Annotated in this window: 18 protein-coding genes and 1 tRNA gene; 13 read left to right on the top strand and 6 right to left on the bottom strand. The window is 54.4% G+C overall.

Features of this window, described 5'->3' with window-relative positions; all coding sequences use genetic code 11:
* Positions 1-149: 149 nt before the first annotated feature.
* Together queG and ACVDG4_RS18305 are read right to left on the bottom strand one after the other, a co-directional pair.
* Entirely contained in the window at positions 150-1,289 is a 1,140-nt protein-coding gene (queG, locus tag ACVDG4_RS18300) for a tRNA epoxyqueuosine(34) reductase QueG (RefSeq protein ID WP_306148152.1), read from the bottom strand.
* 18 nt (positions 1,290-1,307) lie between these two features.
* Positions 1,308-2,000 carry a glutathione S-transferase family protein gene (locus tag ACVDG4_RS18305; RefSeq protein WP_306148153.1) on the bottom strand — a complete coding sequence of 231 codons (693 nt, stop codon included), beginning with the start codon at positions 1,998-2,000 and terminating at the stop codon, positions 1,308-1,310.
* A 191-nt stretch (positions 2,001-2,191) separates the two neighbouring features.
* Here ACVDG4_RS18305 and ACVDG4_RS18310 point away from each other — a divergent pair, with 191 nt between their 5' ends.
* The gene (locus tag ACVDG4_RS18310; RefSeq protein ID WP_209172272.1) at positions 2,192-2,998 is read left to right on the top strand and encodes an undecaprenyl-diphosphate phosphatase; all 807 of its coding nucleotides are present in this window, start codon (positions 2,192-2,194) and stop codon (positions 2,996-2,998) included.
* On the opposite strand, the gene ACVDG4_RS18315 is transcribed toward ACVDG4_RS18310, so the two are convergent.
* On the bottom strand, positions 2,990-4,015 hold the full coding sequence (locus ACVDG4_RS18315; RefSeq protein ID WP_447236162.1) for a helix-turn-helix transcriptional regulator: 1,026 nt from the start codon (positions 4,013-4,015) through the stop codon (positions 2,990-2,992). The two genes, ACVDG4_RS18310 and ACVDG4_RS18315, sit on opposite strands and share 9 nt — an antisense overlap.
* A 149-nt stretch (positions 4,016-4,164) precedes the next feature.
* Between ACVDG4_RS18315 and ACVDG4_RS18320 the strand changes: the two genes are divergently transcribed.
* Positions 4,165-4,401, top strand: a complete 237-nt coding sequence (locus ACVDG4_RS18320) for a YjiS-like domain-containing protein (protein ID WP_409685835.1) — start codon at positions 4,165-4,167, stop codon at positions 4,399-4,401.
* Between the two features lie 24 nt (positions 4,402-4,425).
* Here the strand turns inward: ACVDG4_RS18320 and ACVDG4_RS18325 are convergent, their stop codons facing one another.
* A complete protein-coding gene (locus ACVDG4_RS18325) occupies positions 4,426-5,679 on the bottom strand; it encodes an MFS transporter (RefSeq protein ID WP_306148156.1) in 1,254 nt (417 codons plus the stop codon).
* 113 nt (positions 5,680-5,792) lie between these two features.
* Positions 5,793-6,773, bottom strand: coding sequence for a complex I NDUFA9 subunit family protein (locus ACVDG4_RS18330; RefSeq protein ID WP_306148157.1), 981 nt, complete (start codon positions 6,771-6,773; stop codon positions 5,793-5,795).
* A gap of 175 nt (positions 6,774-6,948) precedes the next feature.
* Between ACVDG4_RS18330 and ACVDG4_RS18335 the strand changes: the two genes are divergently transcribed.
* From ACVDG4_RS18335 to ptsN, 11 genes are all read left to right on the top strand, one after another.
* A tRNA-Leu gene (locus ACVDG4_RS18335) sits at positions 6,949-7,035 on the top strand.
* A gap of 781 nt (positions 7,036-7,816) precedes the next feature.
* Positions 7,817-13,036, top strand: a complete 5,220-nt coding sequence (locus tag ACVDG4_RS18340; protein WP_447236163.1) for an ExeM/NucH family extracellular endonuclease — start codon at positions 7,817-7,819, stop codon at positions 13,034-13,036.
* 312 nt (positions 13,037-13,348) lie between these two features.
* Positions 13,349-13,747 (top strand): Cu(I)-responsive transcriptional regulator, encoded by a 399-nt coding sequence (cueR, locus tag ACVDG4_RS18345; RefSeq protein WP_133948960.1) that lies wholly within the window; start codon positions 13,349-13,351, stop codon positions 13,745-13,747.
* Between the two features lie 121 nt (positions 13,748-13,868).
* Positions 13,869-14,330: a c-type cytochrome gene (locus tag ACVDG4_RS18350; RefSeq protein WP_447236164.1), complete on the top strand. Its 462-nt coding sequence runs from the start codon at positions 13,869-13,871 to the stop codon at positions 14,328-14,330.
* A 138-nt stretch (positions 14,331-14,468) separates the two neighbouring features.
* A complete protein-coding gene (locus ACVDG4_RS18355) occupies positions 14,469-15,089 on the top strand; it encodes a ribonuclease D (protein ID WP_447236165.1) in 621 nt (206 codons plus the stop codon).
* 65 nt (positions 15,090-15,154) lie between these two features.
* Positions 15,155-15,802, top strand: a complete 648-nt coding sequence (gene lptC / locus ACVDG4_RS18360; RefSeq protein ID WP_420340659.1) for an LPS export ABC transporter periplasmic protein LptC — start codon at positions 15,155-15,157, stop codon at positions 15,800-15,802.
* On the top strand, positions 15,799-16,380 hold the full coding sequence (locus ACVDG4_RS18365) for an LptA/OstA family protein (protein ID WP_447236166.1): 582 nt from the start codon (positions 15,799-15,801) through the stop codon (positions 16,378-16,380). Before lptC ends, ACVDG4_RS18365 begins: the two co-directional genes overlap by 4 nt.
* A gap of 96 nt (positions 16,381-16,476) precedes the next feature.
* Positions 16,477-17,259: an LPS export ABC transporter ATP-binding protein gene (gene lptB, locus ACVDG4_RS18370; RefSeq protein WP_209179432.1), complete on the top strand. Its 783-nt coding sequence runs from the start codon at positions 16,477-16,479 to the stop codon at positions 17,257-17,259.
* A gap of 82 nt (positions 17,260-17,341) precedes the next feature.
* Positions 17,342-18,904: an RNA polymerase factor sigma-54 gene (gene rpoN, locus ACVDG4_RS18375; protein ID WP_447236167.1), complete on the top strand. Its 1,563-nt coding sequence runs from the start codon at positions 17,342-17,344 to the stop codon at positions 18,902-18,904.
* Positions 18,905-19,206: 302 nt separating this feature from the next.
* Positions 19,207-19,794 (top strand): ribosome hibernation-promoting factor, HPF/YfiA family, encoded by a 588-nt coding sequence (hpf, locus tag ACVDG4_RS18380; RefSeq protein ID WP_447236168.1) that lies wholly within the window; start codon positions 19,207-19,209, stop codon positions 19,792-19,794.
* Positions 19,795-19,862: 68 nt separating this feature from the next.
* The gene (gene ptsN, locus ACVDG4_RS18385) at positions 19,863-20,330 is read left to right on the top strand and encodes a PTS IIA-like nitrogen regulatory protein PtsN (protein WP_133948951.1); all 468 of its coding nucleotides are present in this window, start codon (positions 19,863-19,865) and stop codon (positions 20,328-20,330) included.
* Positions 20,331-20,389: 59 nt separating this feature from the next.
* Here the strand turns inward: ptsN and mdoH are convergent, their stop codons facing one another.
* Positions 20,390-22,222, bottom strand: coding sequence for a glucans biosynthesis glucosyltransferase MdoH (mdoH, locus tag ACVDG4_RS18390; protein ID WP_447236169.1), 1,833 nt, complete (start codon positions 22,220-22,222; stop codon positions 20,390-20,392).
* Between the last annotated feature and the right edge of the window lie 82 nt (positions 22,223-22,304).

The following is a 22,304-nucleotide window of genomic DNA, read 5'->3' on the forward strand; positions in this document are numbered from 1 at the left end:
AGAGGGCTGGAAAAATACAACATCTTGGCTCCGGTATCCGGGATAGAGGTCTGGCATATCCGAGGAAAAACACCTCTTGCCGTGATGACCTTTCAATAAACTATAGACCATTCTCACGAGAAGATGGCCCAAAGCTGGCGATCACTTTTTTATCCTTGCTTCTGCCACTCGCTGCGGACTTCAGCGCTGGTTTCGGATGCCAGCGCGGAATGGCTCTTTTGTTTGAACATGTCAGTTGGAACAAGTTGGCGCCAGGCCCAGACCGCTGTGCCACGCACGGTTTCATCCGGATCATCCAGTAGCTGCTCAACAGAGTGTACGAGATCCGGTTTTCCGGAATTCCCGGCTGCAATCAGAACATTGCGCAGGAACCGGTTTCGGCCAATCCGTTTGATCGGAGATCCGGAAAAGAGTTTCCGGAACGTTGGGTCGTCCAATTTCAACAAGTCGGCGAGCCGGGGAGACTTCAAATCCTCCCGGGCCACCAGTTTTGCCTCGCTTGCCGCTTGAGCGAATTTGTTCCAGGGACAGGCCGCCAGGCAATCGTCACAACCATAAATCCTGTTGCCGATGGGTTTTCGAAATTCATCTGGAATGGGACCGGCATGCTCGATGGTGAGATAGGATATGCAGCGCCGCGCATCCAGCTGGTAAGGCGCCGGGAAGGCATCTGTCGGACAAGCATCGAGGCAGGCCTTGCAGGACCCGCAGTGATCGGTCTCCGCGCCGCTTTCCGGCAATTGAAGTGTCGTAAAGATAGAGCCGAGGAAGAACCAGGATCCGAGCTCCCGGGAAACCAGGTTGGTGTGTTTGCCCTGCCAGCCAAGCCCGGCCGCCTGACCCAAAGGTTTTTCCATGACGGGCGCTGTATCGACGAACACCTTCACATCTCCGCCCGCACGCGAGATCAGAAAGCTGGCAAGTTCCTTAAGGCGCCCTTTGATGATGTCATGGTAATCGCGGTGCCGGGCATAAACCGAGATGCCGCCAGCGCCCTTGTCACTCAAATGGGCCAGCGGATGGTTCTCCGGGGCATCGTCAGGGCCATAGTTCATGGCCAGCATGATGACGGAATTCACCTCTGACCAAAGCGCTTTCGGCGCCGCTCTGCGTTCGGCAGTTTCGACCATCCAGCTCATCGAGCCATGATAGTTTTTTTCAAGAAACGTATTCAGCCGGTCTCTTGCGTCCGGAATACTGTCCGCGGCTGCAATGTTTAAGGCATCAAAGCCGAGTGCGGTTGCCTTTGCTTGGAGAGCTGCAACAAGTTTTTGCGTCTTGGTGTCCAAGGCGTGCCCCAACGGTGCTCAAAAATCGAGATCCGCATAGGTCGATGCGGGTGGCATTCCCAGAACCTTTTCTCCCAGAAGAGGCCTCATGCTGGGGCGGGATTTTACCCGCGCATACCAGTTCTTGATATCCTCTTCGTTGTTCCATTTCACCTCGCCGAGATAGTCAGCGCAAGACAGTGATGCAGCCAGCGCAAAATCTGCAAAAGAGAGACGGTCACCAGCAAGCCAGCGGCGGGATGCGACGAGGTAGCCAAAGTATTTCAGATGATGGTCGATGTTGGCCCGGGCGACGCGTAAAGCTGCAGAATCCGGCTCGCCCCCACCGGCGGATTTCGGCATGATCTGTTTGTAAATCCGCTCCCGCACCAGATGACCGATCACTTCGACGTCAAATTTTGCCAGTGCCCAATCCACCAGTCTGCGGGTTTCCGCACGTGCATCGGGATGATCGGGCATCAGCCTGCGATCGCCGATCGCATATCCGCGGGTCTCATCAAGGTACTCCATGATCGGACCAGGGCCACAAATTGCCGGACCTTCATTCTCGACCATCACCGGAATTGTGCCTGCAGCGTTCAGGATGAGCAATTCCTGAGGCCGTTCCCACGGGTTGATATGCCGCTCCTCGAAAGCCGCACCATACTCGCTCAAGATCAGGCGAATAAACCGGGAGGAAGGTGAAAACGGGTGATGATAAAGGGTCAGCATGAAAGCGTATAGAGCCTGAACTGTGGCAAGACTATGCCCGATGGCCGTGGCAGACGAGAAGTTTGCCTCAGAACTGGTTATCAAGGGTTTGACGGAGGTCTCCGGGTCCGGCAAATAGGCGGTCGGAATTCGTCGCGACAGTTAGCGGATCACCCCGCCTGTCATCAAGGCTTTTGGAGACCTGATACACAATGGATGGCCAAACGATTGTAAATGCTCTCATTTTGGGAGTGGTTGAGGGGCTAACCGAGTTCATTCCGGTCTCCTCAACAGGGCATTTGCTCCTCATTGGTCATTTTCTGGGGTTTGAGAGCACCGGCAAAACGTTTGAGGTGTTGATCCAGCTTGGAGCAATTCTGGCGATTCTGTCCGTTTATTCGGCACGGCTGTGGCAACTTGCGACGTCCTTACCCAGTGATGCGGCCAGCCGAAGGTTTGTGTTCGGCATCCTGATTGCCTTTCTTCCGGCTGCTATCATCGGGGTCATGGCGCATGGCTTCATCAAAGAGGTGCTGTTTGAAACTCCAGCACTCGTCTGCACGACATTGTTGGTTGGCGGTATCATTTTGTTGTGGATCGACCGCCTCGAGCTTTCACCGAAATACACCAACGTGATGGACTATCCGCTGTCTCTTTGCCTGAAGATCGGGTTCTGCCAGTGCTTGGCCATGGTCCCCGGTGTCTCCCGTTCCGGCGCAACCATCGCCGGGTCGCTGTTGATGGGCACGGACAAGCGGTCTGCAGCCGAGTTTTCCTTCTTCCTCGCCATGCCGACCATGGCGGGCGCCTTTGCCTATGATCTTTATAAAAACCGGAATGTGATTTCGACGGACGATGTCGTCCTGATCAGTATTGGATTTGTCGCCTCCTTCATCGCGGGTTTCTTTGTTGTCAAAGGGCTCCTCGATTTCGTCTCCCGTCATGGGTTTGCGCCTTTTGCCTGGTGGCGCATTTTTGTGGGCCTTGCCGGTTTTGCCGGTCTTTATTTCCTAGGCTGATTTTTCAAGCCGGCGTGAGCCGTGCGCGTTTGCAAGCGCCGCATACTCCGATGCGATTTCCTCGCGCAGGTGAGGGGGTTCCAACAGTTCAGCTCCGGGTCCCAACCAACGGACAAGTGGCAGGATGCGTCCCGGGTCGACGCTCGGGATGCTGATCAGGATCTCACCGTTGGCAATTGGTGTGAAAACCGCGTGGCGATAATACCAGTCTGCACTCAACCGTTTGGCCTGCCTTGCGGTCAAACGGATCTTGCTGATCTTGTCTTCCTGTTCCCAGCGCCGCATTGCATGTGACAACCACGCGCCACCCAAGAGGGACTGGATCGAAAAGTCTTGTGGCGGGCGGAACCGGAAACCGCTGATCTCGAGATCATGAACACGGTCTGCGCGGTAAACTTTCAAGGTGTCCGTGTCGACGCAGCGGCCGGCAAGATACCAAAGATCCCGGTCAAACATGACACCTTGCGGCTCGACATCATGGGACTTGCGGGTTTGCCGCGACGGATTGACGTGATCGAACCGCACTCGTCTTGCCTCCAGGATACCTGTCATGAACCCGTCGAGCGCGCTTTGCCATGCGTCGGTTGCTTCGGTTTTTGTGCCGGAGTGAAAGATATCGGGCGGGATCGGTTCGATCCCGACAATTCGTTCGGCATCCTTCAGCAGTCCGTGGACCGCCTTTGGAAGTGTCGCCAGAAGTTTTTGTTCCGCTGAGGAGAGGTCGGTCGCCAGCGGAACTGTTCTGCTTGACCGGACGAGAGCCATTGCTGTGAGAAGAGCCGCAGTCTCGTTCCGGGTAAGCGCGACAGGCGGCTGCAAATATCCCTTGGCCAGCCGGTAGCCGCCTTCAGCTCCGCGTTCTGCATCGATCGGCACACCAAGGGAGATCAGCCTGTCGATATCCCGGTAGACTGTTCTCAAGGAGACGTGAAACCGGTCTGCCAGAACCGTCGCAGGGACGAGTTTGCCGCCGGTCAACAGCAGCAAAATGCCGAGTGCGCGTTCAATCGGGTTCATGAAACAGGGCTCTTCAGAGTTGTGGTGAAAAAAATCATATCCTGAGAACAGAACAAGATCAAACCTGACTCCCTGCTGTCAGGATTGCCCTGCCAGAATGGTTTCATCCCCCGGAAAAGACGGGGTGACAATGATCCCGGAGAAGAGAGATGAGCCTTGAGATGGATACCGTTTTCCGCCGCCGTGCCCATAACCGCAGTCTGTTCCTCACTGCCATTCGTACTTTGGCCGCAGGTGTTCAATTGTATCTGCGCCGCAGGTCAACTGAGCGGGCTCTTGCGCGTTTGAGCAATCAGGAACTGGATGACATCGGTCTTGTGCGAACGAATCGCGGATACCGCGAGCTGCACCATGACCGCCTCGGCGCGAGCTATTGGAATGACTGAAGAAACAAGAAGTCCGGCGCTATCTTATGCGCCGGATTTCCGTGTCAGGGTTTTTATCTCAGGCCGGTTCCAGACAATGAGCATGACAATCAGTGCGATAATGGACGCGGCCATCACAGTGAAGAATGGCAGGTCCAGATCAATCGCAATTAGCCGGCCGCCCAAGAGCGAGATAACGCCAGCGACCAATGTGAAGACGGCGATTGTGACACCCATGATCCAGCCCTGTTCCTCGTCAGTCACCGCCGCCGAATACAGGCCGAGGAACGTCGGATAGGCGATGCCGAAGACGAAATAGAAACAGAAAACCGGTACGAACGTCAAAATTGGGTGAGGCGCTGCCACAAACGCAGCTGCCGATAGCGCCCAGACGATAAACGTCAAACTCAAAATTGCCTCTTTGCTCAACCTTTTCTGGACTGGAACAACAAGGAACGTGCTGGAGAAAGCAAGCGCCACTCCAATCGTCAGCATGATCATGCTGCCGCCGAGCGTCCCATACCCAAACCGGCTTGTCAGATAGTTGTCAACGAAGATGTAGAAGGACAGGTTTGCTATGTGGAAGAACAGGAACACCACGGAAAGCCGGACGACAACGGGATAGTTTTTGATCCTCCATAGCAGTTCAAAGATCTCTGACGGCTTGAAAACAAACGGCGCAAGATCCTGCTTTTCATCCTTAAAAAAGACGAGAACCAGGACTATAGCAATCGCGACCAGGACAAAGCAGGCATAAAACGGCATCTGCAAGCTGGCATAGCTGCCCAGGATAACCGGATCTGAGAGAAATCCGCCGATCAAGGGGCCGCCGACCAATCCGAAACTGACGCCGGTAATTATGTAGCCCATGTTCCGGTTGCGATCCTCTTCATCAACGCTGCCATCAATCATGGCCGCTTGCGCAATCGGTTGGTTGCCGGCGGTCAGTCCCGTGATCGCTCTGCCGACGATCAGAAGAGTGAAGCTCTTCATGTAAAGTGCAGCAATGGTCAACGCGTAGCCCGCAAGGGCTCCGACGAGACAGATGAGGATTGCGTTTTTGCGGCCGATGCTGTCGGAAAGCTTCGAGATATAGGGAGCCCCGAAAAACCAGCACAAGAAAAAGACGCCTATGATCAGGCCATAGTCAAAATGCCGTGTGGCCTCAGAGGTTGCGGCCGGGAGCAGTGCCGTATCCGGGGTCATGATTAAGCTATTGATGATTGGAAACACCAAGCCTTGTCCGAGCAAGTCGACAAACACGACAAACAACAAGGTGATCTTGGCAACAACCGGCATGTATCCGTCTCCACTTGGTCAGCCTATGTGCAGACAGGATGACCGCAATGCGGTGAAAACAAAAAAGGCGGGCCAAGCCCGCCTGATCTTCCGCTTTTGAAGCCCAACCGGGCTTAGGTGCGATTGGCCTTGTGGGCGTCATACTGGCCATGTTCCCGGAACCGATCGAGATAAGACGGCAGAATAGCAGCCAGGGTCGTTGGTTCGATGCCAATGCCTGAGAGGGTTCGGCCTTCGGAGATCGCAGCTTCAGACACCACATTGTCTTTCTTGAGCAACTCCACCTGATCCGCCGTTAGCGGGGACCCGGGCAGATACTGCATGACCTTGCCCATAACTTCGGAAACAGGGAAGGGGATCGGCAGCAGAACGCGAGAGCGCTGTGTGACCTCCAGCATGTCTTCCAGGCAGTCCCGGAAACTCTTGATCTCTGGTCCGCCGAGTTCATAAACCGAGCCGGGCTGAAGAGTACCGTCAACAGCACGTGCAACAGCTTCGGCGATATCACAAACATAGACCGGCTGGAATTTGGTTTCGCCGCCGCCAACCAGCGGTAGGACCGGAGAAATTCGAGCCATCCCGGCAAACTGGTTGAAGAAATTGTCTTCCGGCCCAAAGACGATCGAGGGCCGCAGGATAATGCTGTCGGGCAGGGTTTCCAGAACACCGGTTTCGCCGATGGCTTTGGACCGGGCATAGGCAGAGGCGCTGTCAGGATCGGCGCCAATTGCTGAAATGTGGGTAATGCCGTTCAGTCCGGCAGCGCGGGCGGCCTCGGCAATGGCGCGGGGGCCGAAGGCCTGAACAGCATCGAAACTTTGTTTCCCGGTTGGCGCAAGGATGCCGACCGCATTGACAACAGCGTCGGCCCCTTGAACGGCGCGATCGACGGACCAGCGGTGGCGTAAGTTGGCTTGCACAGCCATGATTTGACCGGGTGCGCCGAGTGGTTGCAAATGGCTGGCGAGATCGGGCCGCCGCACGGCCGCCCGTACACGGTAGCCGCGCTTAGACAATGCCTGAACGATATGCCGGCCGAGGAAGCCGGATCCACCGAAGACTGTGACGAGTTTTCCGTTAAGGGGTGTGGACATCGTGAGAAGGCCCTTTGTCGCGTCCAAAAGCTTTACCCGGCAAAAAGGCCGGGACTTTCCAACAGTCTCTTAGACCGTTGCGTCCGGTGTGTGAAGGGCTGGAGGAAAAGGATCGAAAAAAGTATAAGACGGCGATTGACAAGCTGCGGGCTGCCCCTTACAAGCCCCCCTCACGGCCCAGGTGGCGGAACTGGTAGACGCGCTAGCTTCAGGTGCTAGTGCCCTTACGGGCGTGGAGGTTCGAGTCCTCTCCTGGGCACCAATCATACGTTTCAGATCATCCAGTTCGATCCGAAACTTCTCGAAAAAGCTCCGGTTTCCGGAGCTTTTTTCGTATCTAGTGTCCGGTTACTTCCTGTCATGTTCAGACACTAAGGACAGTGGTCGCCGGGGGTCCTACGCCATCATGCCCGTTGGATTGCTCTGGCGACACTTTCAGTAGCATTTTACGCACGTTTTGTGTCTTGCTGGGGATGCAAAGTGTACCCCGCATGCGCGTTTGTTTTAGGCGTCGAATGTTCAATCATATCTTGTTTTTGACGGGTTTCGGACGCGCGGCTCGATGTTCCGTAAGGGGAGAAAACGTCGATCTACTCAACCTTTGCAAGATCATGTCATGTGGCAGTACGGTGACGCAGTCTGCCGCTCCAAAGCAATCATGAGTTGATGAGAAAAATACTCTTAAGGTTCACCTTAGCGAATTGGGAAGAACGTTCATTTGCTAAATACAGCAAAGTATAAAATAAAAAAGTGAAATAAAAATCGCAAAAAATACAAAATTGCAATGAAATCGAAAAGGCAGGTCAAGTCTGTAAGTCGCAGGAACGTTGATTAAATTAAATAGGTGGCAACATGAATGTAATAGATTTGAAACAATAATGATAAGGCTGTAATAATAAAAGAAATAATTCATCAAAAATTCAAAAAATACTACATTGAAACTCCCCAGGCAGAAGTTAATAAACCGTTAATGAAACGGTCCGGCGGCTCGCATTCTTATCAAGGCTGCCGGTCTCTTTTTGTCTTGCGTAGGGGATCGCACGATGTTGCAGTTTAATGAATCATTTTATCTAGCCCAAAATCCGGACGTGGCCGCGGCCATTGAAGCTGGCGTAATCGGCAGCGCCGAGGAGCATTTCAACCTCTTTGGTTTTCAAGAAGGTCGTGATCCGAATGCTCACTTCGACACATCATTTTATCTTGAGCAGAACCCGGATGTTGCGGCTGCAGGTGTGAATCCGTTCGATCATTATAACCTGTTGGGTGAAAGCGAAGGCCGGAGCCCAAACTCCGTATTCGACCCTGTTTTTTATGCAGAGCAATACCCGGATATCGTTGCGGCCGGTGTCAGCCTGTTTGAACATTTTATCAATTTTGGCGCGTCCGAGGGGCGGTCGCCGAATGCAAGCATCGCATCCCAGCTCGAAAGCGGTTTTGATACCGAAGCCTATCTGGCTGCGAACCCGGATGTCGCCGCAGCGATTGAAAACGGCCTGTTCGCATCCGCCTACGAACACTGGGGCCTGTTTGGTTTCAAAGAAGACCGCTCTGGCGCGCAAAACACAAATGGTGATGTGATTTCAATTGGTGACGGCGCCCCGGGAGATAATCCTGATGCTGCACCGGGTGACGGCGATGGTGGAACAGGAGGAGGCGGCGGCGGTGGCGGCACGCCAACCCCGGAATCATTTACGCTCGAACTTTTGCATTTCACAGATCAGGAAGCGAACGCTGCAACCATCGACAACATCGATAAACTTTCCGGGGTTCTGAATGCCCTGCGCGAAGAAGACCTTGGGAACGACGGCGAGGTTGATAACACCCTGACACTATCCTCCGGCGATGCCATCATCCCGGGCCTGTTTTTTGATGCATCTGAAGCGGTCTTCGGATCTGCGGGTATTGCTGATATCCAGATCCAGAACGAACTTGGTGTTCAGGCGATCGCGCTTGGCAACCACGAGTTCGATCTTGGGACTGGCTTGCTGGCGGGCCTGATTGACGGTTCGGCAACCGGCGGCTTCACCGACCCTCTGTTCAACGGAACGGATCTGGAAGGTGCTGATTTCGGTGGCGCGATGTTCCCGTATCTTTCCGCGAACCTTGACTTCTCAACCGATGCCAACCTTGCTCCGCTTGCCGTTGAAGGTGGCCAGGACACGGCAACTCTTGAAAACGTCGTGACGTCGTCTAGCATCTCCGATGTCAATGGTGAGCTCGTTGGTATCGTTGGTGCGACCGTTCCGACTATCCGCGCAATTTCCAGCCCGGGCGCGGATTTGGGAATCTTCCCAGAAGACTTCGACAGCAATCCGACACCAGAGCAACTGGATGCGCTGGCCGCAGTTCTGCAGAGCGAAGTGGATGTGCTGCTGGCTGCAAACCCAAGCCTGAACAAGGTTATCCTGCTGAGCCACATGCAGCAGATCTCTATCGAGCAGGAGTTGGCTGCACGTCTGACCGACGTTGACATCATCGTTGCTGGTGGCTCGAACACCCGCCTCTTTGATGACAATGATCGTGCGCGTGACGGCGACAGTGATCAGGGCCAGTACCCGATCATGGTGGAAAATGCTGGCGGCACCACGACGGCGGTCGTCAACACTGACGGCAATTACAAATATGTAGGACGCCTTGTTGTCGACTTTGACGAAGACGGTCACATCATTGCGGACAGCTATGATGAAACGATTTCCGGAGCTTATGCCACCGATGATGCCGGTGTTGCAGCTCTCGGTGCTGAGAACCTGATCGATGCTGAAGTCGATGCGATCACGGACGCCATTCAGGCGGAGATCGTGGCGACAGAATCGAATGTGTTCGGTGTGTCCGATGTGTTCCTGAACGGCAACCGCTCCGGCACCTTCACCAAAGAAGATCCGGACGGTGTCCGCACCCAGGAAACCAACCTTGGCAACCTGACTGCGGATGCAAACCTTGCCTATGCCAACCAGATGATTGCAGACAATAATCTGGGTGACGCGGTAGTGGTATCGATCAAGAACGGTGGCGGCATTCGCGCCAACATCGGTGAGATCGTTGTTCCTGCTGGCGGTACGGAAGCCATCCGTTTGCCGAACTCGCAGGTACTTGATGAGAACAATCAGGTCGTCAAGCCGACCGGCGGCATCAGTCAAAACGACATTGCCACAACACTGGCCTTCAACAACGGCCTGACGCTTCTGGATATCACCAAAACGGAACTGGTCGACTTCCTGGAAGGCGCCGTCGGCGCACTGCCGGGCAACGCCTCTGGCGGTTTCCCGCAGATCTCCGGCCTGAAGTTCTCTTTTGACGAAACACAGCCGGAAGGCAGCCGCGTGGTCTCTGCCGGGATCTTCGACGGCGACGAACTGGTTGCTGAGCTGGTCCGCGACGGCGATATCGTCGGTGACGGTTCAGAGAGCTTCCGCATTGTGACACTCAACTTCCTGGCCAACAGCGGCGATCCGGTTCTGTCCAACTTGTCAAACCCGAACCGGGTGGATCTGATCGATCTGGACGGCAACAACGAAAACGATGGCCTGTTCTCAGGTGATGCGATCTTTGCTGTCAATGGCAGTGAGCAAGATGCTCTGGCCGAATACCTGGACGACAACCACAATCCGGAAAAAGGTGGAACAGCCTTCAACGAAGCCGACAGAGGCCCGTCCTCCGATGACCGTATCCAGAACCTCACATTCCGTGAAGACGATGTCTTCGACGGCACGCCGGTCACATTGTTTGAAGAAAGCTTCGAAACAGACGGTAATGGAGATCGTTACAATACATCTGTCGCTGAGTTCTCAGATGGATCCGGTGATTTCTTCACGCGCACTGACGGCGACAACATCGGCAGCTTCTACCAAGTCGAAGGTCAGGATGGAGATTACTTCTTCGCGGGCATGGATCTTAATGGGGAAGGTGACGCTGGTACGCAAACCCTCTCGTTCCAAAACATCGATATATCCGGTTACTCAAACCTGAATTTGTCTTTCCTTCTTGCTGAAGATGATGACGGATCAAACCAAGACTGGGATGCGGACAGCGCGCTCTATATTGAAGCATCGATCGATGGTGGCGACTATGCTGAGATATTCAGGGTCGAAGCGTCTGGCGGAACAAATACAGAGCCAGCTGTAGACACGAATGGAGACGGCGTCGGTGACGGCACGGTGCTCTCCGACACGTTTGCGCAATTCGTCGCAGGAATTGACGCTTTAGGAGCTTCCATCGATCTCCGTGTGACGTTCGACAATCTCGACGCTGGCGACGAAGATATTGCAATCGACAACATTCAGCTGATCAGTGGCGATGTTACGCCGCCAGACAACGGTGGCGGTGAAGAGCCGACATTTGAGCTGATTTCGTCCATCCAGGGCACAGCCACAGGATCTTTGCTCGAAGGTCAGCGCGTAACGGTCGAGGCGATTGTCGTTGGTGACTTCCAAGACGGTGGCAATGGCATCAATGGTGACCTTAACGGGTTCTTCCTTCAGGAAGAGGATAAGGATGCGGATGACAATGCCGCGACATCTGAGGGTATCTTTGTATTTGACGGCTTCGAACCAGATCTTGATGTCAAAGTCGGTGATCTTGTTCGGGTGACCGGAACCGTTGCAGAGTTCTTTGGAGAAACGCAGATCAGCGACGTCACAAACATCGAGATCGTCAGCGTTGAAAACACTCTACCGACTGCATCTGAGATCAAGTTCCCAGTCGCAGATGTTATCCAGAACAGCGACGGAGAATTCATTCCAGACCTCGAGGCCTACGAAGGCATGCTGGTCACGATCCCGGAGACAATGACCGTCTCGGATCTGTTCACAGTTGGCCGGTTTGGAGATATCGGTCTTCAGGCGGGCGGTCTGCTTGAAACCTACACGCAAAGCAATGCGCCTAGTGTTGAAGGCTTCAACGCATTCATCCAAGAGGCTGTCAGCAACTCCATCCTTCTGGATGATGGCTTCACCACACAGAACCCGGACACGATCCCGTTCGAGATCTTCGGTGAAGAAGGCAACATTGCCGGACAGTTTGATGCAGGCGATGCATTAAGTGCTGGCGACACCGTTTCTGGCCTGACGGGCGTGCTCCGCTTCGGTACTGGATCCGGTGAGTTCGGGGATGCTGCCTTCCGTATCAATCCAACGGAAACACCAGAATTTGCGGATACTGCGCCACGTGACTCTGAGGTGCCGGATGTTGGTGGCTCATTGAAAGTTGGGTCATTCAACCTGCTCAACTTCTTCACCACGCTTGATCAGACGGGTAACACATCAGGGCCGAGTGGTCTGGATCCGCGTGGTGCGGAAAGTGCTGCCGAATTCGAGCGCCAAGTTGACAAGATGATTGCAGCCCTCGCCGAAATGGATGCCGACATCATCGGGCTTCAGGAACTGGAGAACGAGTATGGTGACCAAAACGGTGATGGTCAGTTCGCACTTAAGTATCTGGTGAATGCCTTGAACGAGGCAACTGGTCGAAACTACACCTTCGTTGATCCAGGTGTCGATTATGGCGACACCAGCGATGCGATCATGGTTGGCATGATCTACGATGCTGACACTGTGCAGATTGCGGCTGGAACAAACGTTGCAATGCTGACTGACAACGATCTGTCAGACCTTGGCCTGGGCTTTGACACGGTATTTGATGGTGCTGGCACCAGCCGCGCACCACTCGCTGCAACCTTCACCGAACTGGCAACAGGCGAAAACGTCACCATTTCGGTCAATCACTTCAAGTCCAAGGGGTCAGTCAGCCCGTTTGGCACCAACGAAGGTATTGGCGATGGCACCGGCAACAACAACGAAGCCCGTCTTCAGGCCGCGACAGCTCTGGATACATGGCTTGCCACGAACCCGACCGGATCTGATGACACGGATATCCTGATCCTGGGAGATCTGAACTCCTACCTCATGGAAGATCCGATCCAGTACTTCCTGAGCCAGGATCAAGGTCTGATCGACTTTAACCTTCTGGGCGGTCTCAATCAGACATCATTCGGTTTCCCGATCGATCTGGATACGGCTCCGTCCGTTCAGTCCTTTGGCGCCCTCGATTACGCCCTGGCGAGCAACACGTTGTTCGCCCAGGTCACCGGGGCTGAGGAATGGAACATCAACGCGTTCGAAGCATCGGCGCTCGACTACAACACGAACTTCAAGCCGGACAGTCAGATCTCCGATCTTTACGCGGCCGATCAGTACCGGGCATCTGACCATGACCCGATGCTCATCGGCTTGGATCTGACATCCGACACGATCCAGTTCGTCGGCTGATTGTAGAGGGCTCTAGAACGTTGAAACGGCCGGGCACTGCCCGGCCGTTTTTGTTTACATTGACCCAGGTTATCGATGTTCTGAAAGCACCCTCGATCAGCCGAGCGGAGCGCTTGACCTTCCTGTGACTGGAGGGTTTAAGAATACAAAGTGAAGTTGTGTTTAAGGGCCAGCATGGCAAGTTAATGATGCCGGTCCCACCGCAGCCGTTGGCGTTTCAAAAACCGGCTAGAAACACTATGAGGCTCTGGCCAACACTCGTGGTCGCCAAAGGTTTGCGTCATAATGCGTATAAGCTGTGAGGGTGCATTCATGAACATTGGCGATGCTGCAAAACAGTGCGGGCTGCCGACGAAAACGATCCGATACTACGAAGACATCAAGTTGGTCGCACCAATGCGCTCTGAAAATGGCTACCGGGATTATTCGGAGACAGATGTCCAGCGTTTGGCGTTCATACAACGATCGCGAGGTCTCGGCTTCACCATTGATCAATGTCGTGAGCTCTTGTCACTTTATGATGATCGCAATAGGGCAAGCGCAGATGTCAAAGCGATCGCGCGGCTAAAGATCGACGAGATTGATGCCAAGATCAACGAACTCAAATCCTTGAAGAAAACCCTGAAGTCCCTGGTGGCGAGTTGCCAGGGTGATGATCGTCCGGACTGTCCGATCATTGATGATCTGGCGGGAGCGATTTCGAGCGGTTAAACGGTATCTGATGGCAATCGCTGCGAGGCGGCAGCAGTCTTTGGTGGGTATCTTGTCAATTCCACCGGCGATACACCGCCCTTTAGCGCGCGGGCAATGTTTGGAAGTGGAAGGCACATCAATGAATATCAGAAAGACTGCCAGTATTTCCGTTGCAATGCTGGCCTTAAGTGTTGCACTGGCATTTGCGCATGGGGGCGCGACTGGAATTGTCAAAGAGCGGATGGATGCTATGGAGGAGATCAGCGCCAGCATGAAACTAGTTGGGCAGATGCTCCGAGGCCAGAAGCCCTTTGATGCATCTGCTATCGCGAACGCCGCAGAGATCATCGCGGGGCACAGCGGCGACAATCTGACACGGCAATTCCCGCCAGAAAGCCTGATGCCGCCAACGGAAGCGAGCCCGATCATTTGGGAAAAATGGGAACAGTTTTCAGGCATCGCAAATGACATGGAAACTGCGGCTATGAGCGTCACGGATGCAGTTCAAAGTGGTGCGGACCGTGACCAGATAGCGACCGCGTTTGGTCGTCTCGCCCAAACCTGCAAGACTTGCCACGAGACGTTTCGGGTCAAGAAGTAACGCAACAGTTTCTGGTCGGTGCATCATCCAGCCACTTGCGCCCATCCGTGGCATGTTTTACGTGACGAGAAGTGACGGCCTCTGCGTATGTGTCGTGCACCTATTCGGCCCGAGAAAACTCCAGAAGGAAATGGCGATATGACAATCCGCTACCACAAAGGTGACTTGCCGGACTTGAGTGCCTATGAGACGGCATCCGCCGTGGCTGTAGATTCAGAAACGCTCGGATTGAACCCCCATCGTGACCGTTTGTGTGTTGTGCAGCTCTCACCTGGCGACGGGTCTGCCGACGTGGTGCAGATCGCTCGCGGGCAAACGCATGCGCCCAATTTAGCCACGCTGTTCACCGATCCATCCAAACCGAAGATTTTCCACTTCGCGCGGTTTGACGTGGCTGTTCTTCGTCACTATCTGGGGATTCATGTAACCCCGGTCTGGTGCACCAAAATCGCTTCGAAACTGGTGCGCACTTACACTGACCGCCATGGATTGAAAGATATTACTCGCGAGCTTTTAGGGGTTGAGTTGTCGAAGCAGCAGCAGAGCTCAGACTGGGCGGCTGAAACATTATCGGATGCGCAGTTGGCCTATGCAGCATCAGACGTATTGCATCTGCATGATCTGAAGGCAAAACTTGAGATAATGCTTGAGCGCGAGGAGCGTACGAATATTGCAGATGCCTGCTTTAACTTCTTGCCGGTTCGTGCGGAACTCGATCTAAAGGGCTGGGAAGAAAACGACATTTTTGCTCATTCCTGAGAAGCTTTCGCCGCCGGAAAGCTGCGTTACTGAGTTCGGGAGTGCTGGAGTTGCCTTTGAGCGCAGTGAACCAACAGTTCGGCGGGCTAAGACCACGCGACATGGAGAGCCGGGTCCAGAGGTCCGCACGACGGCACAGTACACTGGTGCGCGTTCTGCGCTTTCTGTTTCCCGCAATAGGGATTCTCATCTTGGCCGGCATGATCGGCGCTGTGGTGTTGTTCAATGTTCTCGGGTCTTTCGGCGCAGCCAATCTCGTTTTGACCAGCGACGGCATCGTGATGGATCACCCAAAACTGTCCGGCAATGATGGCGAGCGCTCTTATCAGGTGACAGCGCGCAAGGCGATCCAGCGGCTTACCGATCCTAGGATCATTGATTTGGAAGAAATTCGCGCCGATATCGTGCTTGCACCGGACGAGGGCGCGCGGATAATTTCCCTTAAAGGCATATATAATAACGCAGCGGAAACCCTGCGCCTTTATGAGGGGGTGCAGCTGAACTGGAGTGAAGGGTATACAGTGGATGTTGAGACGGTCGACGTTGATCTGAAAACAGGCGCGATATCGTCCGACGATCCTATTACCATTGGGTCCGGTGAGGCTCAGTTGACCGCCGGAAAAATCGATTACGACAAAGACAAGCAAATCGTTTGGTTTAAAGAGGGCGTCAAGCTGATCCTTTACCCGGCGACCGAGGACGAAAACCAATGATGAAACCGGTCTTTAAATGCGGCTTGGTTGCTTATTCAGTATTGATGCTGGCAATTGCGCCTTTAACCGCGCAGACTTTTTCGGATTCTTTCGCCGGATTTGGGTCAAGCGACGGTCAACCGATCGAGATCGAGTCAAATGAACTCAAGGTCGAAGACCAGACCAAAGTCGCGACGTTCATCGGCGATGTCGTGGTGATCCAGGGAGACACACGTCTTGAAACATCGCAGCTGAAGGTTTTCTACGACGGCGATGGTCAGAGTTCTGAGGGCGCGGACACAAGCAATGGCGCTGTTCCAGCTCAACAGGAGATTTCGCGGCTTGAGGCAAGTGGCGGTGTTCATATCTCCTCCAAGGACCAGACCGCGACCGGCGATGCTGCAAACTTCGATATGAAAACCGAAGTCATGGTCATGACGGGGAAAGAAGTTATCCTCAAGCAAGGCGGTAATGTCGTTGTTGGCAATCGTCTGACGGTAAACCTGAAGACCGGTCAGGCCAATTTGAACGCTCCCGCTGACGACGGGCGTGTAAGGGTGCGCATCCTTCCCAATTCAGCGCCCAGCACACAGCAGTAGTGCCGGACAGTCATCGGTAGTGTTTTTCGTATCTAATGACTTCAACAGCGCCCAAATGCGGTGCGAATGGATAGAACATCAGTGAACCGGCCTCCTATGGACAACTACGATTTCGAACATGGCCTTACCGGTGCCGCAGCACCAGCTGAAGATCTGTCCAACGCTCTCGTGGTTGACGGGATTGGTAAAACCTATGGCCGCCGTCAGGTGGTGAAGCATGTTGGCTTGATGGTTCGGCCGGGGGAAGCCGTGGGTCTGCTCGGCCCGAATGGTGCCGGCAAGACAACGACCTTTTATATGATCACCGGCTTGATCCGGCCGGACCAGGGCAAGATTTACCTCGAAGGATTCGACATCACCCGCATGCCGATGTACCGCCGGGCTCGGCTGGGGATTGGTTATCTGCCTCAGGAAGCATCCATCTTTCGCGGATTGACCGTGGAAGAAAACATACGTGCGGTCCTTGAGGTGATCGAGCCGAACCGGAAACAGCGCAAGGAAGACCTGGATTCCCTTCTGGCGGAATTCGGTCTGACTCACCTACGCAAATCTCCAAGTATCGCGCTGTCTGGCGGTGAGCGCCGCCGTGTGGAAATTGCCCGCGCTCTGGCAAGCCGTCCATCATTTATGCTGCTCGATGAACCGTTTGCGGGGATCGATCCAATTGCTGTCGGTGACATTCAGCAGCTGGTCCGCCATCTCACAAAGCGCGGTATTGGCGTGTTGATTACAGATCACAATGTCCGGGAGACGCTCGGACTGATCGACCGGGCCTATATTATCGCTGCCGGAGAGGTCCTGACCGAAGGGCTTCCGCGGGACATAGTGTCAAATCCAGATGTCCGCCGACTTTATCTTGGTGAGCAGTTTACCCTTTGATGACAAGGCGCGTGCAAGTTTGTATCTTGTGATCATAAGCAAGAAGCAGACCAACCGAACCTGACGAGCGCCCGGGACATCAATGGCAATATCAACCAAATTGGAGATGCGACAGAGCCAGTCGCTTGTCATGACGCCGCAGTTGATGCAGGCGATCAAGCTGCTGCAGATGTCCAATCTCGATCTGGTTGCCTATGTCGAGGCTGAGCTAGAACGCAATCCACTTCTGGAAAAAGGCGAGACCGATACAGGTGACAGCGCTCCCAGCGACGCCAATACCCAGTCTGAAGCACCCGGTGATGCCCGCTCGGAACGGCCAGAGACGCCTGCGGGCGGCGATAGCGAGCCTGGCAGCGGTGACTGGATGCAGAGCGATTTGGAAACCGGCGCAGAGGCAATTGCCTCGCGGATGGATACAGATCTGAGCAACGTGTTTCCGGATGAGCCTGGAGTGCCGGCCTCTCCGGATCCGGCTCAACTGAAGGGTGGCGACAGCTACAAGAATGCGGGGTCAAGCGCGGCCTCCGAAGACTACAATCTAGAAGCTTTTGTCGCCGAAGAGGGGTCCCTAACCACCTCTTTGGAGGAGCAGATGAACCTCTCGATATCCGATGAGGTGGATAAGTTGATTGCCGGTCACCTGATCAACTCACTGGATGAAAACGGATACCTCTATCTCGATTTGGTTGAAGCCGCCGAGCAACTCGGTGTTGAGCCGGAACGGGTTGAGAGTGTTCTGAGTATTCTGCAAACGTTCGAGCCAGCCGGCGTCTTTGCCCGAAACTTGGCTGAGTGTCTCAAGCTCCAGTTGATTGAGAAGAACCGGTATGACCCGGCGATGGAAGCGTTGATCTCCAATATCGAGTTGCTTGCCAAGCGGGAACTTGCGGCGCTTAAAAAAATCTGTGGTGTCGACGAAGAAGACCTCAAGGATATGATCCATGAGATCAGAGCCCTGGATCCAAAACCCGGCTCTGTATTTGGCGGCGCTTTGGTCCAGCCAATGGTTCCAGATGTTTTCGTGCGCCCGGCCAACGATGGCACTTGGGCGGTCGAACTGAACTCCGATACGCTTCCGAAGGTACTTGTCAATCAGACATATTTTGCGCGTGTCGTGAAAACAGCCCGCAATGAGACCGAGAAAGAATACCTGACGGAGTCATTGCAAACCGCAAACTGGCTTGCGAAAAGCCTGGACCAGCGTGCCAAGACAATTCTAAAGGTCGCCACCGAGATCGTGCGTCAACAGGATGGTTTCCTGACGTATGGAATTGCGCACCTACGCCCGCTTAATTTGAAAACGATTGCTGAAGCGATCGAAATGCACGAGTCTACGGTCAGCCGGGTGACGTCCAACAAATACATGGCGACACCGCGTGGCATTTTTGAACTTAAGTACTTTTTTTCCTCGGCAATCTCCGCGACCGTCGGCGGTGATGCGCATTCCGCCGAATCTGTGCGCCACAAGATCAAACAGATGATCGATGCGGAAGATCCAAAGGCGATTCTTTCCGATGACACCATTGTGAAGGTCCTCAAAGACGAGGGCGTGGATATTGCACGCCGCACAGTCGCAAAATATCGCGAGGCCATGAAAATCGGCTCTTCCGTTCAACGGCGGCGGGAAAAAAACGCAAAGATGTAAACGCCCTGGACTTCAGCCGAACTCTTTCTGGTTTTGTTGGCGTGTACTGTAAGAAACGTCGGTTTCTTTTGCGTTTTTCGCAATATTATCCCGTTTTCTTTGTTGGTTTTATCGGATTCTTTCCCATTTCATGAGACGATTGACTCTCATGCAGGCGCCGATTATAGGACCGCCCTTGTGACTATGAGGGGGATGGCACTTTAGAGCTGACTGGTCCATTGTGTAGGTGTGAAACGTTTCTCGTTTCCGCACCGGCGGTTCCGCCGGTGACCTGTCGGTCAATAGAAAAAGAAGAGGTCCCCATGGCTTTGCGGATTTCGGGTAAAAATGTTGATGTTGGTGACGCAATGCGTGTCCATATCACAGACCGAATCGAAGACGCCCTTTCGAAATACTTCACGGGCGGTTTCACTGGCCACGTCACACTGAGCAGGGAGGGCACGGGTTTTAAATCCGAGTGCACCGTGCATCTGGACACTGGAATTGTGCTGCAAGTGTCAGCTCAGGATCAGGATCCTAGAAACAGCTTTGATCAAGCTGCTGACAAGATCGAAAAACGATTACGCCGTTACAAGCGTAAACTGAAGGATCATCACAGTCACAACGGCAACGGCCGCGAGACGTTCGAAGCAGCGTCCTACGTGTTGGCCTCGCCGGAGGAAGACGAGGAAGTCCCGGCGGATTTCAATCCGCTGGTAGTTGCAGAGACATCTGCAAAAGTGAAGACGATGACCGTAGGCATGGCCGTTATGGAACTTGATCTGACGGAAGCGCCGGTTGTCATGTTCAAAAATGCGGCAAATGGTGGTGTCAACGTTGTCTACCGCAGGGCGGATGGCAATATAGGGTGGATAGACCCTGCACTGGTGGCAAACGCCGCCGCAGAATAACACTGATGCGCCAGGGTCCGGCTTCCTTGTAAGCGGGAAGCCGGCGCCCGAAACGGATAGGCGAAGGAATGGATCTTAGTGATCTTCTGAGCAAAGACGCGGTTATCTCAAGGCTGAAAGCCAAGAGCAAAAAGCAGGCGATCCAGGAGTTGGCGGCCAAGGCGGCTGAACTGACCGGTCTTTCTGAGCGGGAAGTCTTTGATACGTTGCTGCAGCGTGAGCGGCTTGGTTCCACCGGCGTCGGGCAAGGTATCGCAATTCCGCACGGCAAGCTTATCCGTCTCGACCGCCTTGTCGGGGTATTCGCGCGTCTGGACAAACCTGTCGATTTTGATTCACTCGATGAAGAGCCGGTGGATCTCGTGTTTCTGCTGCTGGCTCCTGAAGGGGCCGGCGCTGACCACTTAAAGGCCCTTGCCCGCATTGCGCGGCAATTGCGCGATGCGACGGTCACTGAGGGGATCCGGTCTGCAGCTGAAGCTGAAGACATTTACGAGCTTCTCACCCAGCCAATAGCGTCGTCTAACGCTGCCTGATCGGCCAGGCGTCGCAACACTGCTATTGCTGAAACCTCTGAGCGTGGCTGTGTGCCTGATCAGCGCGCTTCGACGGGTTCAGGTTCGGCGGCAGCTGTCGGCAAGTCTTGCGGCTGAAACTCGGCCCCTCTGCCTTTTTGCAAGGCCGGAAGTTGAAGCTGCAGCAACTCGGCAGGAGGCGCGGTCTCCTCGGGGATCCGCCAGAGTGTGGACCGGATTGCCAAGGTACCTAGCGTTTTCGTCGAGGTCATAACGGCCAGTATCGTGGCAAGCAATGGCCCCACCGCGACGGGGATGACCGGCCAAACCAGATCAATGGGTTGCTGAACGATCCAGGCAAGGCCAGCAGCCCCGAAAAGGGTTTGTGGCCAGAGCTTGGAAGCGACTAGCAAAACCGGCAATCGCGCAACACCACGCGCTTGCGCACCCCAACCAATAGACTTTCCGAAAGCAAGACCAGCCATGAAGACGGTGTGAGCAACCGCCATGATTGGCGCAAGCATGGCCGCATAGACGATCTCAGCCATCACGCTGAGCAGTATTCGGATGGGGCCGCCAAACGCTTTTCGAAGATCCGTGCGTGCTATGATATCCGCGACAGTTGCCAGCTTCGGTGCAAAAACCATTGTCAGCACGGAGAAAAACAAAATAGCGCCGGTATCCGCCCTATAAGGAGCGTAATCCGTGGTCATTCCAAGGGTTGCAGCCCCCACCATAAATCCGATCCAGGCGGGTGACCCGAGAAACATCAGGATGGCGAGAACCAACTGAGCTCGGCTGACAGGCTTAAGGCCCTTAAGACCGAGCAGTTTACGGTACTGCAAATTGCCCTGGCACCAGCGAAGATCGCGGCGGATAAACTCTAACAGATGTGGCGGATTGGCCTCATAACTCCCGCTTTCCTGCGGCAGGACACGGACTTCATATCCGGCGCGGCGCATCAGAACAGCCTCGACTTGGTCATGCGACAAAACCGGACCGCTCAGCGGACCTGTTCCAGATAGAACTGGCAGTTTGCAGTGTTCTTTGAACGGCTTTAGCCGCAGGATGGCATTGTGCCCCCAATAGGGCCCACAATCCCCCTGCCACCATGCACTTCCGATCGTGTAGGAGCGCATTCCAAGACGCATCCCAAACTGGAAAATCCGTGCAAAGGCGCTGTCTGTCGGAAGCCCAACTACGAGGCTTTGAAGGATACCGATCTGCGGATTGACTTCCATGCGCCGTACCAGATCGATGATCGCTGAGGCAGACATGTAGCTGTCCGCATCCAGGACGATCGCAAACTCGTGACGACCTCCCCAACGTTCGCAAAAATCTTCGATATTGCCGGCTTTGAACGCGGTGTTTTCAGCCCGGCGCCGATAAACGACATCCATTTGCCCAGAAAACCGGGCAGACAGCCGTGCCGACATTTGCTGTTCTTGCTGCGCTGTTTCGTCCCGGGACGTATCGCTCAAAACATAGAGCGTAAAGTTATGGCCAGAGCCGGCGCGGATCAGATTGCTGGCCATTGCGGTAAGATTGGTCTCCAGCGCGTCGACGTCCTCATCCTTGATACAGGAGAGGAGCGCTGTTGAGCTGGAGATCGATTGAGACGCATCTCCTGGAGCAATCGGGCACACGGCTGCGACAGGATCCTTGGAAAGCCGCATGACCAAAAGACCGATCACTGCGTTCCAAAAACCGATAATGGTCCACGGAAGTGTGACCATGAAACAGCCAAGGATAAAGAAGTCCAAAGGCGTGTGACCGCCGGGTGATAATGTCACGAACATTAACGCCGACAAGGCAACGAAACTTGCCGCCAACAGGAAGGCGAACAGAACCCGGCGACCGGTCATGGACGTTTTGGACAATGCCGGGTTAGGTTTATCAATGACTTGCAACATTATTCGGACTTCCAATCCTTGCAAACATAGCATGAATGGGCGTAGCGATAGGTGGTTGTGGTGGCAAAAGCGTGTCACGGTT

The sequence above is a fragment of the Roseibium sp. MB-4 genome (assembly GCF_053005265.1).